This window comes from Amycolatopsis sp. FU40 (assembly GCF_021903635.1).
Lineage (GTDB): Bacteria > Actinomycetota > Actinomycetes > Mycobacteriales > Pseudonocardiaceae > Amycolatopsis > Amycolatopsis dendrobii.
In genome coordinates this window covers 6,880,605-6,895,201 of sequence record NZ_CP091381.1, presented here as the reverse complement: position 1 = coordinate 6,895,201, position 14,597 = coordinate 6,880,605, and the positions used below count along the sequence as shown (strand labels likewise).

Genomic DNA, 14,597 nt, shown 5'->3' with positions numbered 1-14,597 from the left:
TCACGAGGTTGGGCCTTGTGGAGGAGCGGGCTGGGCCGGGAGACTGACCCTCATGGGTGAGACGGCGGTGCCGTGGCCGCAGGAAATCCGGATCGCGATGGCCATGGTGGGGGGATCCAGCCTGGCAGTGTGGATGGGGGGAGTCGCTACCGAGACGTCGGCGTTGCTGCACGCTTCGCGCACGCCGGACGAAAGTAACGGCTACCGGAAACTGCTCGACCTTTTGCACGCTTCGGTGCGCCTGGACGTGCTCACCGGAACGAGCGCGGGCGGCATCAACGCCGCGTGTCTCGGACTGGCGGAGGCGTACCGGTCGACGCCCGCGATCTTGCGCGACACCTGGTTCTCCGCCGGGTCGCTGGAGAATCTGATCCGCGACCCCGGCGAGACGCGGCCGCGTTCGGTGCTGAACGGAGACAAGGTGCTGCTGGGCGGACTCGTCCAGGCGATGCACGACATCACCGGGTCCGGCGTCGTGCCCACTGAGCCGCCGGATGTGACCGTGTTGCTCACCGGCACCATGCTCGACGGCGAGACCACCCAGTACGACGACGCGCTCGGAAACCGGGTGCGGGACACCGAACATCGCATGCTGTTCCGCTTCGACGGTCCATTGTGGAATAACCAGGTGCACGGCCCGCTCGCGCTCGCCGCCCGGTCGAGCGCGTCCTTCCCCGGTGCCTTCGAACTGTCGCGCATGCCGATCGGCCCCGAGGCGGCGGACCGGCTGCATCCGGACATGACCGATTACACCGAGCTGGTGCGTTCGCATTGGCTCGCCGACGGCGGCGTGCTGGTGAACAAGCCCTTGCGACCGGCGTTGCGAGAGATTTTCGAACGCTCTTCGTCGACGGATGTGCGACGGCTGCTGCTGTACGTCGTCCCGACGGTCGACGGCGAAGCCAAGCCGATGACCTGCGATCCGGCGGATCCGCCGATGCTCGGCACCGCGCTGGCGAAGGTCGCCTCCACGATCATGAGCCAGACCATCAGCGTCGAGCTGGAGGAATTGAGCAAGCACAACTCCGCCGTCACGCGCACCAGGGACACCCGGGTCGCGCTCGCGTCGCTCGGCCTGCGCGGCGGGCAGCTGGTGGACGACCGGGTGCACCGGGCGTACCTCGACCGCCGGGTCGCGCTCGACGCGGCCGAGCTGGTTCGCGCGGTCACCCGCCGCTACGAACTGTCCGATGAGGACAATAAGTGGGCGGCCGGGAATTCGGCGCTGCTGCAGGACATCGCTGCCGACGGATTGCGCCGCGGGATCCCGGCCGCGTTGCCCGGCGAATCGGTCGCGGTCGGCGAAATGGTCCGCTACCGCACTTCAACGCTGGAAGACGCGGTCGCCACCGGCATCCAGCTGATCAACGCGGGCTTCCGGATGGGCCCGGATCTCGACCAGGCGACCCAGCTCAACGAGGCCCGCGCGAAGATGCACGCCGCCCGGCGGAGCGCGGCTCGCGACGTGCGGTTGCCCGCGTGGGTGGCCCGGCACGAACCGCCGCCGCCAGGCACCTCGATGCCGGACTGGATCGGCCAGCTCGCCGCCGAATGGGCGGATCTCGGGGCGTCGGACGCCGTCGGCGAGGCGTGGCCGGAGCTGACCGGCGCGCTGCGGTCGGCCGCTCCGGTGCTGCAAGCGTTGTCGGGCAAGGAAAACCAGTGGTCCGCGGACGCCGCCGACACGGTGACGACGCTGCTGGACTGGTTCGGCCTTGACAACGCGGACGTCGCGGACGGATTCGTGATGGCGCGATTCCTGTTGCTGCACATGGCAACGCGGGGGCTGCTGGCCGAAGCGCCGGCGGTGGACCAGCGCGTCGACCTGGTGCAGATGAGCGCGGACAGCCGAACCCTGCTCGACCTGGCGCGCCCCCGCGGCCGGGACAAGCTGACCGGTACGCAGGCGAGCAACTTCGGCGGCTTCTACAAAGCGTCGTGGCGCGCGAACGACTGGATGTGGGGCCGGATCGACGGCGCGGGCTGGCTGATGCAGTGCCTGCTCGACCCGAAACGCCTGCGGGTGCTGCGCGACATCGTGGGCCCTGAGGAATTCCGGGAGCAGGTAAGGGCGACGTTTCGCGAGATCGGCTGGGAGCCGCCTTCGCCCGCGGACAACGGGATGCCCTCGGACCTGCCCGGGCTGCTCGCCCAGCTGGGCGACGAACTGGCTTTCCTCGGCCTGGACGAGAATCTGTCGCCGGTCGACTTCGGCAAGGACATCCCGACCAGTCTTCCGGTGACGTCGATGGTGCTGGCCAAGTCGCGGCAGCTGACGATCGCGCGGGAGGAATTGCCAGTGCTCGCGCAGCAGGCCGAGCAGGATGCGAAGGAGGGCAACGGAAAAGCGTCGGAGAGTTTCCGGAAGCTGATGGTTTCCCGGCCGCTCGAACAAGAATCCCGGAAAGCCGCCGCCCCGCCGGAAAATTCCGGTCAGCAGGACGCGGCTCAGCGCGCTTTCCAAGCCTGCCAAGTCTCCGCTGAACGCTTCGAAGGCGAACTCGGCAGTACACTGCTCACCAAAACGATTGTCAAAGCCGGAGCCGCCGGGCTCAACGCCGCGTCCACTGCCACCCGGGTCCCGAAAACCCTCCAGCCGCTGGCGAAATTCGCGCAGCTCAGCAGCCGCAGTTCGTGGTGGGTCACCCAAGGCGCGACGCGGCTGGGCCGCCCCTGGAACCTGCTGGCCGCCGCCATCACCGCGATCGCCGGGTTCGTGCTCAGCGGCGAAGGCGGGTCCGTCCTGCAATGGCTCGGCCTGCCGGTGGCGGGCGGCGCACTCGTGTTCCTCGTGGTGAGCCTGCTGACCTTGAGGCGCACGTGGCGAATGGTGCTCACCGTGCTGGGTGTGCTGGTGATAGCCGCGTTGCTGTTCGCGGCCTTCCTGCCGCCCCTCGCGCAGCCGTTGTTCGGCTGGCTCGGCACCGTTGTGGACGGTTGGCGGCGCGGCCAGGCTCCGCTGTGGTGGCTCGCCGTCGTCGCGCTGCTCCTGCTGCCCGCGGTCTGGACGCCGCTGTCCGGGCTCGGGCGGCGCGGACGGAAGCGGCGACGGTCGCGTGCGGACAGTCGACGCTGAACCCCAGGTAGCACCCCATTTTTCGGCGCTGGAGTTGCGGTAGCGCCCCGGAAGGCCCATGGTCTGGGGTCACAGGTCGCATACCGATGGTGTGCGGCCCAGGCGCACGCATGCCCAGAACTTCGCCTCGTTAAACATGTTTGTGGTCCTCCTCACCGGGGTATCCCTGTCGTCCCTGGTGAGGGCGGTGGACGTGGCATGGATCGCTGGCGGCGCGAAAATTCTCTGTTACGTTTCCAAAGTATGTCCGGAAAGCACTTGATCGAATCCCCGACCAAGGCCGATGGTGCCGCTCTCTGGCGAATCGCACGCGATTCGCAGAAGCTTGATCTCAACTCGCCGTATGCGTACCTGTTGTGGTGCAAGGATTTCGCGGAGACCTCGGTCGTCGCCCGCGTCGACGGTGAGCCAGTCGGATTCGTGATCGCTTACCGAAGGCCGTCCGCACCGGACGTCGCGCTCGTGTGGCAGGTCGCCGTCGACGCGTCGCAACGCGGAAAAGGCCTGGCCGGGCAGTTGCTGGACAGCCTGTACACGCGTCTGGTCGGCGAGGGCGTGCGGTACCTGGAAACCACGATCACTCCGGACAACGCGGCGTCGATCCGCCTCTTCGAGTCGTTCGCGAAGCGCTGGGACGCGGATCTGGAACACCGCCGGTTGTTCGAGGTCGCTGATTTTCCGCAGGGGGAGGCGCACGAACCCGAGGATCTTTACCGCATCGGGCCGTTGCGCCGCTAATAACCCGTCAATTTCGCCGAGTAGGAGCGAAAGAAATCGTTATGAGCATCTTCGAAGAGCTCGAATCAGAAGTCCGCAGCTACAGCCGGGGGTGGCCGGTCGTCTTCGACCGGGCGCAGGGCAGCAGGCTCTACAGCGAGGACGGCAAGGCCTACCTCGACTTCTTCGCCGGTGCCGGCGCGCTGAACTACGGGCACAACAACCCGCACCTGAAGAAGGCGCTGATCGATTACATCCAGCGCGACGGCGTCACGCACGCGCTCGACATGTACACCGTCGCGAAGCGGGACTTCCTGGAGACCTTCCGGGAGAAGATCCTCGCGCCGCGCGAGCTGGACTACAAGATCGTCTTCCCCGGGCCCGGCGGCGCGAACGCCGTGGAGGCCGCGCTGAAGCTGGCGCGCAAGGTGACCGGCAAGGAATCGGTCATCAACTTCACCAACGCGTTCCACGGCATGACGCTCGGCGCGCTGTCGGTCACCGGCAACTCGATGAAGCGCGGTGCCGCGGGCATCCCGCTGGTGCACGCGACGCCGATGCCGTATGACAAGTACTTCGACGGCGCGATGCCGGACTTCATGTACTTCGAGAAGCTGCTCGAAGACTCCGGCAGCGGCCTGAACGAGCCCGCCGCGGTGATCGTGGAGGGCGTGCAGGGCGAGGGCGGCATCAACGCCGCGCGCCTGGAATGGCTCAAGGGCCTCGACGACCTGTGCAAGCGGCACGGCATCCTGCTCATCCTCGACGACGTGCAGATGGGCTGCGGCCGCACCGGCCCGTTCTTCAGCTTCGAGGACGCCGGCATCTCGCCGGACATCGTGTGCCTGTCGAAGTCGATCGGCGGCTACGGCCTCCCGATGGCGCTCACGCTGATCAAGCCGGAGTTGGACGTCTGGGAGCCGGGCGAGCACAACGGCACCTTCCGCGGCATCAGCCCGGCGTTCGTCACCGCGACCGAGGCGCTGCGCGTCTACTGGAGCGACGACGAGCTGGAGAAGTCGACCAAGGCCAAGGGCGAGCGCATCGCGAGCACCTTCAAGGACCTGGTGGAGAGCTACCCGGAGGCGAACCTCGTCGCGAAGGGCCGCGGTCTGGCGCGCGGTCTCGAATTCGGCAGCGGCGAGCTGGCGGGCGCGGTCTGCAAGGCCGCCTTCGAACGCGGCCTGCTGATGGAGACCTCCGGTCCGGACGGCGAAGTGATGAAACTGCTGCCGCCGCTTACCCTCACCGACGAGGAACTGAGCGAGGGTCTCGCGATCATCACCGAGTCCGTCGCCGCCGTCCTCAAGTAACCACCCCGAAGAACAAGAAGGAGCTCTTCACTTGCTGGTCCGCACGCTCGACGAGATCACCGACACCGACGCTGACATCAAGACCCCGAACTGGCGCAGCAAGCGCATCATCCTCGCGAAGGAGGGCGTCGGCTTCTCGGTGCACGAGACGACGCTGTACGCGGGCACGGTGAACGACTTCTGGTACGCCAACCACATCGAGGCCGTTTTCATCACCTCCGGCGAGGGCGAGATCGAAGACCTCGCCACCGGTGAGGTGCACCAGCTCAAGCCGGGCACGCTGTACCTGCTGAACGACCACGACAAGCACCAGGTCCGCCCGAAGACCGAGATCAAGTGCGTGTGCGTGTTCAACCCGCCGGTCACCGGCCGCGAGGTGCACGACGAGAACGGGGTCTACCCGCTCGTCACCGAAGACTCCTGACACTGCGTCGCTCCCACCACCACCCCGAGAAAGAAGAAACGCCAGAAGAACTGGAGGCGAGCCACTGTGACGATCATGGACACCCGGGTCGAAGACGGTTACCCGACCCGGATCACCGGTACGCCGGAGCACCTTCCGCGCGTGCACCCCACGGTGTGGGGTACCGAGGCTGACGGCCCGATCGACGCCGCGACCCTGGCGAACCACGACGCCAAGGGCTACACGGTCGTCGAGGGGCTGCTCTCGCCCGGTGAGGTCCAGACGTACTGGCAGGAGGTCGTCCGGCTGTCGTCGGACGAGAAGCTGCGCGACGACGAACGCGTGATCACCGAGGCGCGGACCGGCGAGGTCCGGTCGATCTTCGACGTGCACGAGATCTCCGGCCTGATCGCCGAGCTGGTGCGCGATCCCCGGGTGCTCGACCGGGCGCGGCAGATCCTCGGCTCCGAGGTCTACATCCACCAGAGCCGGATCAACTACATGCCGGGCTTCAAGGGCACCGGCTTCTACTGGCATTCCGATTTCGAGACCTGGCACGCGGAGGACGGCATGCCGTCGCCGCGGGCGGTGAGCTGCTCGATCGCGCTCACCGACAACTACCCGTACAACGGCGGGCTCATGGTCATGCCGGGTTCGCAGCGCACGTTCGTGCAGTGCGTCGGCGAGACCCCGGACGCCAACTACAAGAGCTCGCTCAAGGACCAGCGGGTGGGGGTGCCGACCAACGACGACATCACCAAGCTCGCCGCGGACTGCGGCATCGAGCAGTTCACCGGTTCGGCGGGCTCGGCGCTGTGGTTCGACTCGAACATCATGCACGGATCGTCGAACAACATCACGCCGTATCCGCGCTCGAACATCTTCCTGGTGTTCAACAGCGTGGAGAACGCGTTGCAGGAGCCGTTCGCCGCGAGCGCGCCGCGGCCGTCGTTCATCGCGGGCCGCAACTCGGCTCCGATCACGCGGTGACCAGCGTTACCTTTGCCTATCGGCGGGTCGCTCGTAACGAAGAATGTGCGCCCTGTTACGTTGTCGCCACCTCGCAGCTCGTCTGCGCAGGCATGGTTGTCCGCGGCGGTCCGGGTTCTTGCTCGGGGTGAGCCCCCCGAACCGCGGGCGGACGGCCGCGATGCACGGGTGGACCGCGCCCCCTGGCGGCCCGGCCGACGATCATTGAGTCCGGCCCCGCACCATCAGATCGGGACTGATGGTGCGGGGCCGGACTCGTCTGTTCAGGGGCGAAATTCACGAAAGAGCGGTTTCTGCGGGCTGCCGCTGACGGTAAGTTGACCTGTCTGGCTGGGGGTGAGCCTGGGAGGTGCGCGCGAGCATGGCCGGTGGCGGCGCGCGGGTCGAACTGCTCGGCCCGGTGCGGCTGCTCGACGGCAGCCGTGCGGTACCCGTCGGCGGCCCCGGGGTGCGGGGACTGCTGGCGCTGCTCGCGCTGCGCGTGGGCAAGGTGGTGCCGCTCGAGGAGATCATCGACGCGCTGTGGGGCCACGATCCGCCCGCCACCGCTCGCACCATCGTGCACGGCAACGTGTCGCAGTTGCGCAGGCTGCTGCGGGAGATGGCCGATCCGGTCGCCGAGATCAGCACCCGTCCGCCGGGCTACCAGCTTTCCCTCGCGCCGGACCGGATCGACGCGCACCGGGCGCGGGCGTTGCTGGACCAGGCCGCGCTGGAATCGCCGGAGAGCGCCTCGAAGCTGCTCGCCGAAGCTCTCGCGCTGTGGCAGGGGCCCACGCTGTCCGGCGTGCCCGATTCGGTGCGGGCGCCCGAATTGGAGGAGTTGCGGCGCGCGATCCGCTACGCCCGGATCAACGCGGATCTCGACCTCGGCCGCTACGACGAGCTGATCGTGGAGCTGAGCCCGATCGTCCGCGCCGACCCGCTCGCCGAGCGCATCGCCGGACAGCTGATGCGCGCGCTCTACCACGCCGGGCGGCGCGGGGAAGCGCTCGAGCTGTACCGCACCGTCTCGCGGGCCACCCTCGGCTCGCTCGGCGTCGAACCCGGCGCGGATCTGCGCTCGCTGCACGAGCGGGTGCTCAACGACGATCTCGCCGCGCACGAGAGCGCGGTTCCGGAGCAGGCCGTCGCGCCGTCTCAGCTGCCGCCCGCGCTGCCGACGCTGGCCGGGCGCGAGACGGAGGTGGAATGGCTCGACGGGCTCGCTGAACGCGGCGACAGCACGGTCATCGTGTCGGGCACCGCCGGGGTCGGCAAGAGCGCGCTGGTCATCTGGTGGGCGCACCGCGCGGCCCGGCTGTTCCCGGACGGGGTGCTGTACGCGGCGCTGCAAGGGTTCGATCCGCATCAGCCGCCGCTGGAACCAGGCGATCTGCTGTCGCAGTTCCTGCTCGGGCTGGGCGTGCCCGCGGACGAGGTGCCGGAGCAGGTGCACGAACGCGTCGCGCTGTACCGCTCGCTGATCGCCGGGCGGCGGATGCTCGTGCTGCTCGACGACGCGCGTTCGGCCGAACAGGTGCGTCCGTTGCTTCCTCCGGGCGCACGGTCGATGACGGTGGTGACCAGCCGGTCGCGACTGGAGGCGCTGGCGGTGTCCCACGCGGCGAAGCTGCGCGTGCTCGGCACGCTCGCGCCGGAAGACGCGGTGAGCGTGATCGAGGAATTGGCCGGGCCCGCCGACTTCGACCTCAACCACGCGCTGGCCCGGCTGTGCGGCTACCTGCCGCTCGCGCTGCGGATCGCCGGGGCCAAGCTCGCCGCGAGTCCACAGTGGACACTCAAGGATCTCGTCGGCGAGCTGGGAAACGAACGCACCCGGCTGGCCGGACTCGATGTCACCGGAGCCGACGACGGCGTCCGGGCCGCGTTCGACGTCTCCTTCCGCGGCCTGCCGGACGGACTGGCCCGGACCCTGCTGCGCCTGGGCGCCGTGCCCGCCCGGCACACCGGCCCGCACCTGACGGCGGCCATCGCGCAGATCCCGGTGCAGCAGGCCCGCCGCGAACTCCGCACGCTGGCCGCGCACAACCTGATCGCCGAGACTTCGCGCGACGCCTTCGCCCCGCACGACCTGGTCCGGCTGTACCTGCGGGAGCTGGCGGAAACCGAACTGGAGCCAGCCGAACGCGCGGCGGTGCTCGACCGGGCGATCCGCTACCACCAGGCCGCCTCGGACACCGCGCGGCGGAAGATGCTGCGCATCGTCGACCCGCTCGACCTCACCGGCCTCGTGCCGCCGGACGCGCTGCCGCCGCTGGAAACCTTCGCTCAGGCGCAGGACTGGTTCGCCGCGGAATGGCCGAACCTGCTGGCCGTGCTCGACGCCGCCCACGCCGACGGCCGCTACGCCGACGTCTGGCGGCTCGCCCGCGTCGCGCACACCTACCGGGTCGTCTGCCCGCTGTACGAGGAATGGATCCGGCTGGTCGACCTCGGCCTCGCCGCCGCCGAAGCCGCGGACGAACCGCTCGGGCAGTGCTGGATGCTGATCTCCCGCTGCGCCATCGCGCTCACCTTCGAGCTTTCGCAGGCCAGCATCGCCGACGCCGAACGCGCGGTCGGCTTGGCCACCCGGCTCGACGGCCGCTCGCTCATCGTCGCCAAAATCCACCTCGGCAGCGTGCTGACCCTGCTCGGCCGCTATTCGGAGGCGATCGAACGGCTGCTGGAGGCGGTCGCGGAGACCGAGCGCACGGGCGATCTCGAACTGCGCGGCCAGGCGCTCAACAACTGCGCGGAGACGGAGAAGCGCGCGGGCCGTCCGGCCGAAGCGATCACGCATCAGCTGGCGTCGCTGGAGATAGACCGCGAACTCGGCGACGACAGCTATGCCGTGGTGTCGCTGAACAACCTCGCGGAACTGCATCTGGGCATCGGCGACCTGGAGGCCGCTGAACGCTACGCGAGGGAGGCCGTGTCGCTGGCGGTCGCGCGGCAGTTCGAACTGCAGGAGGGCATCTTGCGGGTGACCCTGGCGCGGATCCTGCGCGGCCAGGAACGGCTGGAGCTCGCGAGGGAGCAGTACCGGCGGGCGGTGGCGTTGTACGAGCGGATGAACCCTCGGCAGGTCGAGGACTTGCGGAAGGAAGCGGCTGATCTGGGAGATCAGTAGCGGCTGATTCCCGGAACGCCGGATCCTTCCGCTCGTGCCGGGACTGAAGACGTCGGCCGCGGAATGCCGCCGAGCGGGCAAGAAAGCATCCGGCCGGGAGTGAGCGGGCAGTCGCCCACGCCCGGCTCTTGTACAACGTTCAGCTGTGTTTTCGCAGGTCGCCGTGGTAATAATCGCGTCCGCTTAGCGGATTCTTAGCCATCGGGCGGTCAGCGCGCGTAGGGTCGGCCGCGACGCTGGCGGAGCCCTAGGGGAGGGGCAGGCTGTGAAGCCGGCGACGGGACCGCGGCGAATACCGCGCGGACCTGGAAGAGCCGCCAGGAGCGGTTCGGTGGCGGTTGGCCGGCCGAGATGGGGGTAGGCCGGCCGGCCGCCAGGCTCTATTCGACGTTCGAGGTGCAGAGCGCGATCGAACTGCCGCTGCTCTCGGCGATCTTCTTCCCGTCGACGAGGATCTGGCAGCTGATCTGGTTGGTCACGCCCGCGTTGGCGGTGTCCGCGGTGAGCGAGAGGACCGGCCTGCCGCCGTCGTAGGAAGCGTGTCCGTGCCAGTCGTCGGTGCTCGGCGGGGTGGTCGCGGTGCGCTGGTCGTTCAGCGTGCCGAAGCGGACCGTCGCGCCGTTCGCCGAGGACACCACGAAGTCGACCGAATGCTTCTCGCCCGGTTGCGGCGGGATGTGCAGTTCGCCCGCCCGCGCGGTGCCGAACATCGACGGGTACAGCAGCATCGCGCCGCACAGCAGGGCGGCCAGTGCGGAAAGCGTGGTTCCGGTGAGTGCGACGCCCAGTCCGCGCATTTTCCCTTGGGAGGAAAGTACGATTCCCGCAATTCCCCCGGCGAGGCCGACCCCGGCGAGCGGCCAGGCGAGGAAACCCCAATCCGGGAGGAAGGCGACACCGGCCGCGGCCAGTCCGAGCGTGACCGCGAGCCCGCCGGGCCAGTTGGCCTGCCTCCGGGACTGCTCCTGCTGGGGCGGACGGTGCGGACCAGGGCGAGTAGTGGTCCTGCTGTGTCGCGCGGGTGCGGCCGGATACGGCTGCTCGGTCGTCATGCGTGCCTCTTCCGCTGGGATGGCGAAGACGCTAACGCAGATGCCCGCGAAGTTGGAATAATCGTTATCGACTGACAATGTCATCCATTTACCGCGTCCGGGCGGTCGGGGTCATTTCCCGCCGGATTGCGCGCAGCGGCGCCATTTGCTGCCCGGAAAAGGCAGCGTGATTCCGAAGAGCGACCGCGTGCTTACCCGGCGGTCCTGACCTGGCGACGCGGCACTGCGCGCGCCATTCACTGATCGAAAAGACTGACTTCCGGAGTGATCTCGAGAAGTTCGTGCACCGGCCTGCCGCGCCGTCCGTCGATGGTCGTCGTGCGCACTACGCGCAACCGCGCGGTCACCGGACGATCGAGGTTTTCTTTGATCTGGTCGAGCAGATCCGGGGCGACCGCGCCCTGAATGGTTCCGCCCGATTCCCGCTCCAGGTAGAAAATCCGCCGCCGGGTGCGCACGCCGTCGAGGCGTCCGGTCACCGTCTCGTAGCCGACCGCCTCGCGGGACTCGCGCAGGCTGCCCTGCAGCACCCGCGCCTGTTCGGTGGTCATGCTCCGGGTCACCTGCTCGCCCGCGGTGGGCGTGAGCGCCATTCCGATGCCCGCGTGCTTGCTGACCGCGTTGACGACGTCGCTGACCGCGTTGCGCACCGTGTCGCGCTGCAGCAGCACCGCGTCGAGCGCGCCGTCGTCGGAACCGTTGGCGGGCAGGAAATCGCAGAGTTCCTTCACCGCGCGCTCGGACAGCGTTTCGATGCCGTCGTGGATCAGCGCGTCGTCGACCGCCGGTTCCGGGAAACCGAAGAAGATCGCGTTGCCCGCCTGTCCTTTTTGAATCAGCGGGGCCTTGTCCCGGTCCGCCTGCTGGACGAAGGTGACCTCGTTCGACGGATTGCGGATGATGTGCCCGATTTTCGCCGTCGCGTCCTGGAGCGCGCGGCTGATGTCGGAAAAGGTGTACGCGTCGATGTGCGTTTCGCCGATCACCGACACGTGCAGCAGCGGTGCGCGGCAGGTGCGCTCGAACTTCGCGTTCGCCGCCATCGCCGAGGCGCGCGCGAGGTCGTCCAGCCACGTGCCGCCGGGGATCTCGTCGGCGATCCGCCGGAACTCGTTCCTCACCACACCATCTCCGGAATGCCTCTGCCGCCGTCGGCCCACACCGATTCCCACACGTCCTCGTCGCCGGGACGGCACAGGAAACCGTCGAGCATGCCGCCGACCGGCTGGATCTGGTCGAGGTACATCGCGGGCTGGCCGACGATGATGCCGCGCAGGGTCAGCAGGCCGTACAGCGCGGTGCGGCCGCTGTCGTCAAGCCGCTTGAGCGCGCCCCACTCGTCCGGCAGCAGCACCACGTCGAGCCCGCGCGGCGGATGCGCCGTGCGGGTGACGAACGCGCCGCCGAGCCAGGCCCGCCCGGACGTGATCACCCGCTGGGCGACCCCGAGGTAGCTGTTGAGCGCGCTGAAGAGGATCTCGCGCTCGTTCTGGTGCGGCGCGTCGTAGACCAGTCGCTCGTAGACGTCGGCGAGGTCGGCGTGATGGCGGCCGGGCGGCAGCAGGTTCTGTGGCGTCCAGTGCGGAAGCGCCATCGGACCTCCTGACGTCGTCCGGGGCCCTCGGCGCCCGCTTACCGTGCGTAGCCGAATCTACCAGGTGGGTGTCAGCCACTGCGTCCAGGTCGCCGGGGCGCGGGTTCGTCGTCGTGCGGCCAGTGCGGACTCCGCTGGTCGTCCTCGGGCCAGCTCAGTTCGCCGGACAGCCGCGGCTCGGGATCGGGCAGCGGATGCCCTGCCGCGTCGTGCGGCGCGTGCTGCCCGTTGTACGGCTCGTCCGGATCGACGTCCGGATAGTCGTTGTAGACGCGCTCCGGCTGGTCCTCGTAGTGCGGGTACGCCGGTTCCTCGTAGTCCTCGTACGGGTTCGCCTGCGGGATGTGCCGGGTCTCCTCGGCCGGTTCCTCCACCGGAGCCGGAGCCGAAGCCGCCGCGGGCCGGTACGGCTCGGCCTCGGCCTTAGGCCGGGCGGCCCGCGTGAACAGCCACATGACCGCCGCCCCGAGCAGGAACGAGACGAGCAGCCACAGCCAGATCTGCCCGAAGAGCCAGAGCATCCGCCATCACCTCTGTTCCACTGTGATCTCGACCCGTCGGTCGCTGTCGCCCCCGTTGTCCGCGCCGCTCGCGCTGGCCACCGCGAGCAAGCGGTCCGGCGGCACGTCCTCGCGGATCAGCAACCGGATCACGGTCAGCGCCCGGTTGCGGGAAAGCTTCAGTGCCGCGCTGCGCCCGCCCGGACCGTCGGCGACCCGGCCGACGAGGCGGTAGCGGAAGTTGTCCGGGGCGTCGCGCAGCAGCGGCGCGAGATCGCGCGCGGCCTGCTCGCCTTGGTCGGTGAGCTGCGCGGTGTCCGGTTCGAAGGTGATCGGCGCGGCCGCGAGCTTGCGGTCCAGTTCGGCCTGGATTCCGTCGCGGTCGGTCGGCGGCGCGGACGAAGTCGGCGGCGGGCTCGAAGGCGGCGGACTGGACGGCGGCGTCGTCGACGGTTCGGGCGACGGCGCGGGTCGCACCGGCCCGGCGCCGCCGGAAGCTTGCGCGGACTCGACCCCGTCGACGCCCTGCACGATGCCCAGCGCGCGGCCGGCTTCTTCGGCCGGGAACCCTTCGAGGGTCGCCTGCCGTCCGGAGAACTTCACTTCGCCGCCGGACAGGCCCGCCGCGTCGAGCGCGGAGCGTGATCGCGCGGCGAGGTCGTCCTGGATTCCGCTGCCCTGCAGCCAAGTCACGAGGCCCGCGAGCAGGGCCGTGACCACCACTGCCACGGGGATCAAGCGAAGCCACCCTCGTGCACCGGACATAAAGGGACCCTATGCCGGGCCGGTCGGCTTGGCGACCTGGTAACGGCCGCCGTTCGGGTGGCTCTCGCGACAGTGCCGGCACCGGTGGTCACCGGTGCCGGCACTGTCGAGGGACGGCGTTCAGGAGGCGGTCGCGTTGCCCCGCACGTCGCCCCGCAGGTCGAGTTCGATGCTCGCCGGGTTGTCCGGCACGAGCGGGACGAGCGGAGCCAGTTCCGGGCGCTTCGGCGACAGCCCGTCGCCCATGGACTCGCCGCGCAGCTGGCGGCGGATCCACGGCAGCAGGTGCACCTTGGTCCACGCGAGGTCGGACCGCCGCGAGGTGATCCAGGTGGCCGGCTCGGTGCTCGCCGGGTACGGCTCGCGCCAGTCCTCGGTGACCGGGACGCCGAGCACCTCGGCGGTGAGCAGCGCGATCCGGCGGTGCGCGTCCGGCGTGAAGTGCAGCCGGTCGTCGCTCCAGGCGCGACGGTCGTGCAGCGGCTCCATCGTCCACAGGTCGACCATCTTCGCGCCGTGCCGGGCCGCGATCGCCCAGAGATGCGTGTTGTAGATCGCGACCTTGCCGCGCAGCACGCTCATCACCGACAGCGTCTTGGTGTCCGGCCCGTTGAAGATCACCACCGGGATCCCGGCCGTGCGCAGCTTCGCCACCCCCGCCTCGAAGCGCGCCGCGATGGCGTCGACATCCGCACCCGGCACGATCACGTCGTTGCCGCCCGCGCACAGCGTGACCAGGTCGGGTTTCAGTTCCAGGGCGATCGGGAGCTGCTCGTCCATGATCTCGTCGAGCATTTTGCCGCGCAGCGACAGGTTCGCGTACTGGAAACCGGGCTCGTCGCCCGCCAGCATCTCGGCGAGCCGGTCGGCCCAGCCCCGGAACGTCCCGTCGCCCCGATGGTCGTTGAGGCCCTCGGTGAAGCTGTCCCCGATGGCTACGTAGCTGTTGATCCCGTACACGCTGGGTTCCCCTTTCCCGCTGGTGCGCGCCTGTACCCCTGTGCAGTCCCGGATGTAGTTGTACACCCCAACTAACATTCGGACGTCCCCGTATCCTTCCCGCCGGACACGA

12 protein-coding genes are annotated in these 14,597 nt (G+C 69.1%); 6 read left to right on the top strand and 6 right to left on the bottom strand.

The genetic code is table 11. From position 1 onward, the window contains the following. The first annotated feature begins 52 nt into the window (after positions 1–52). The 6 genes from L3Q65_RS32340 to L3Q65_RS32315 all read left to right on the top strand — a co-directional run bounded on the left by L3Q65_RS32340 (position 53) and on the right by L3Q65_RS32315 (position 9,614). On the top strand, positions 53–3,076 hold the full coding sequence (locus L3Q65_RS32340) for a patatin-like protein (protein WP_237597433.1): 3,024 nt from the start codon (positions 53–55) through the stop codon (positions 3,074–3,076). A gap of 243 nt (positions 3,077–3,319) precedes the next feature. Next, the gene (gene ectA, locus L3Q65_RS32335; RefSeq protein WP_182896435.1) at positions 3,320–3,814 is read left to right on the top strand and encodes a diaminobutyrate acetyltransferase; all 495 of its coding nucleotides are present in this window, start codon (positions 3,320–3,322) and stop codon (positions 3,812–3,814) included. A 41-nt stretch (positions 3,815–3,855) separates the two neighbouring features. Then, on the top strand, positions 3,856–5,106 hold the full coding sequence (gene ectB / locus L3Q65_RS32330; RefSeq protein WP_182896436.1) for a diaminobutyrate--2-oxoglutarate transaminase: 1,251 nt from the start codon (positions 3,856–3,858) through the stop codon (positions 5,104–5,106). A 31-nt stretch (positions 5,107–5,137) separates the two neighbouring features. Next, positions 5,138–5,530, top strand: a complete 393-nt coding sequence (locus tag L3Q65_RS32325; protein ID WP_037807993.1) for an ectoine synthase — start codon at positions 5,138–5,140, stop codon at positions 5,528–5,530. 66 nt (positions 5,531–5,596) lie between these two features. Then, complete coding sequence (gene thpD, locus L3Q65_RS32320) at positions 5,597–6,499, top strand: ectoine hydroxylase (RefSeq protein ID WP_182896437.1); 903 nt, start codon at positions 5,597–5,599, stop codon at positions 6,497–6,499. A gap of 361 nt (positions 6,500–6,860) precedes the next feature. After that, positions 6,861–9,614 carry an AfsR/SARP family transcriptional regulator gene (locus L3Q65_RS32315; RefSeq protein ID WP_237597432.1) on the top strand — a complete coding sequence of 918 codons (2,754 nt, stop codon included), beginning with the start codon at positions 6,861–6,863 and terminating at the stop codon, positions 9,612–9,614. A gap of 380 nt (positions 9,615–9,994) precedes the next feature. Here the strand turns inward: L3Q65_RS32315 and L3Q65_RS32310 are convergent, their stop codons facing one another. The 6 genes from L3Q65_RS32310 to L3Q65_RS32285 form a co-directional block, all read right to left on the bottom strand. Further along, positions 9,995–10,666: a hypothetical protein gene (locus L3Q65_RS32310; protein ID WP_182896439.1), complete on the bottom strand. Its 672-nt coding sequence runs from the start codon at positions 10,664–10,666 to the stop codon at positions 9,995–9,997. 236 nt (positions 10,667–10,902) lie between these two features. After that, positions 10,903–11,787, bottom strand: a complete 885-nt coding sequence (locus L3Q65_RS32305; protein WP_067580198.1) for a hypothetical protein — start codon at positions 11,785–11,787, stop codon at positions 10,903–10,905. Continuing rightward, a complete protein-coding gene (locus L3Q65_RS32300; RefSeq protein ID WP_182896440.1) occupies positions 11,784–12,260 on the bottom strand; it encodes a hypothetical protein in 477 nt (158 codons plus the stop codon). The genes L3Q65_RS32305 and L3Q65_RS32300 overlap by 4 nt, the downstream gene beginning before the upstream one ends. 71 nt (positions 12,261–12,331) lie before the next feature. Then, positions 12,332–12,781, bottom strand: a complete 450-nt coding sequence (locus L3Q65_RS32295; RefSeq protein WP_182896441.1) for a LapA family protein — start codon at positions 12,779–12,781, stop codon at positions 12,332–12,334. A 6-nt stretch (positions 12,782–12,787) separates the two neighbouring features. Next, positions 12,788–13,489, bottom strand: a complete 702-nt coding sequence (locus tag L3Q65_RS32290; RefSeq protein ID WP_237600969.1) for an OmpA family protein — start codon at positions 13,487–13,489, stop codon at positions 12,788–12,790. Between the two features lie 156 nt (positions 13,490–13,645). After that, positions 13,646–14,485 (bottom strand): SGNH/GDSL hydrolase family protein, encoded by an 840-nt coding sequence (locus L3Q65_RS32285; RefSeq protein WP_237600968.1) that lies wholly within the window; start codon positions 14,483–14,485, stop codon positions 13,646–13,648. Positions 14,486–14,597: the final 112 nt, after the last annotated feature.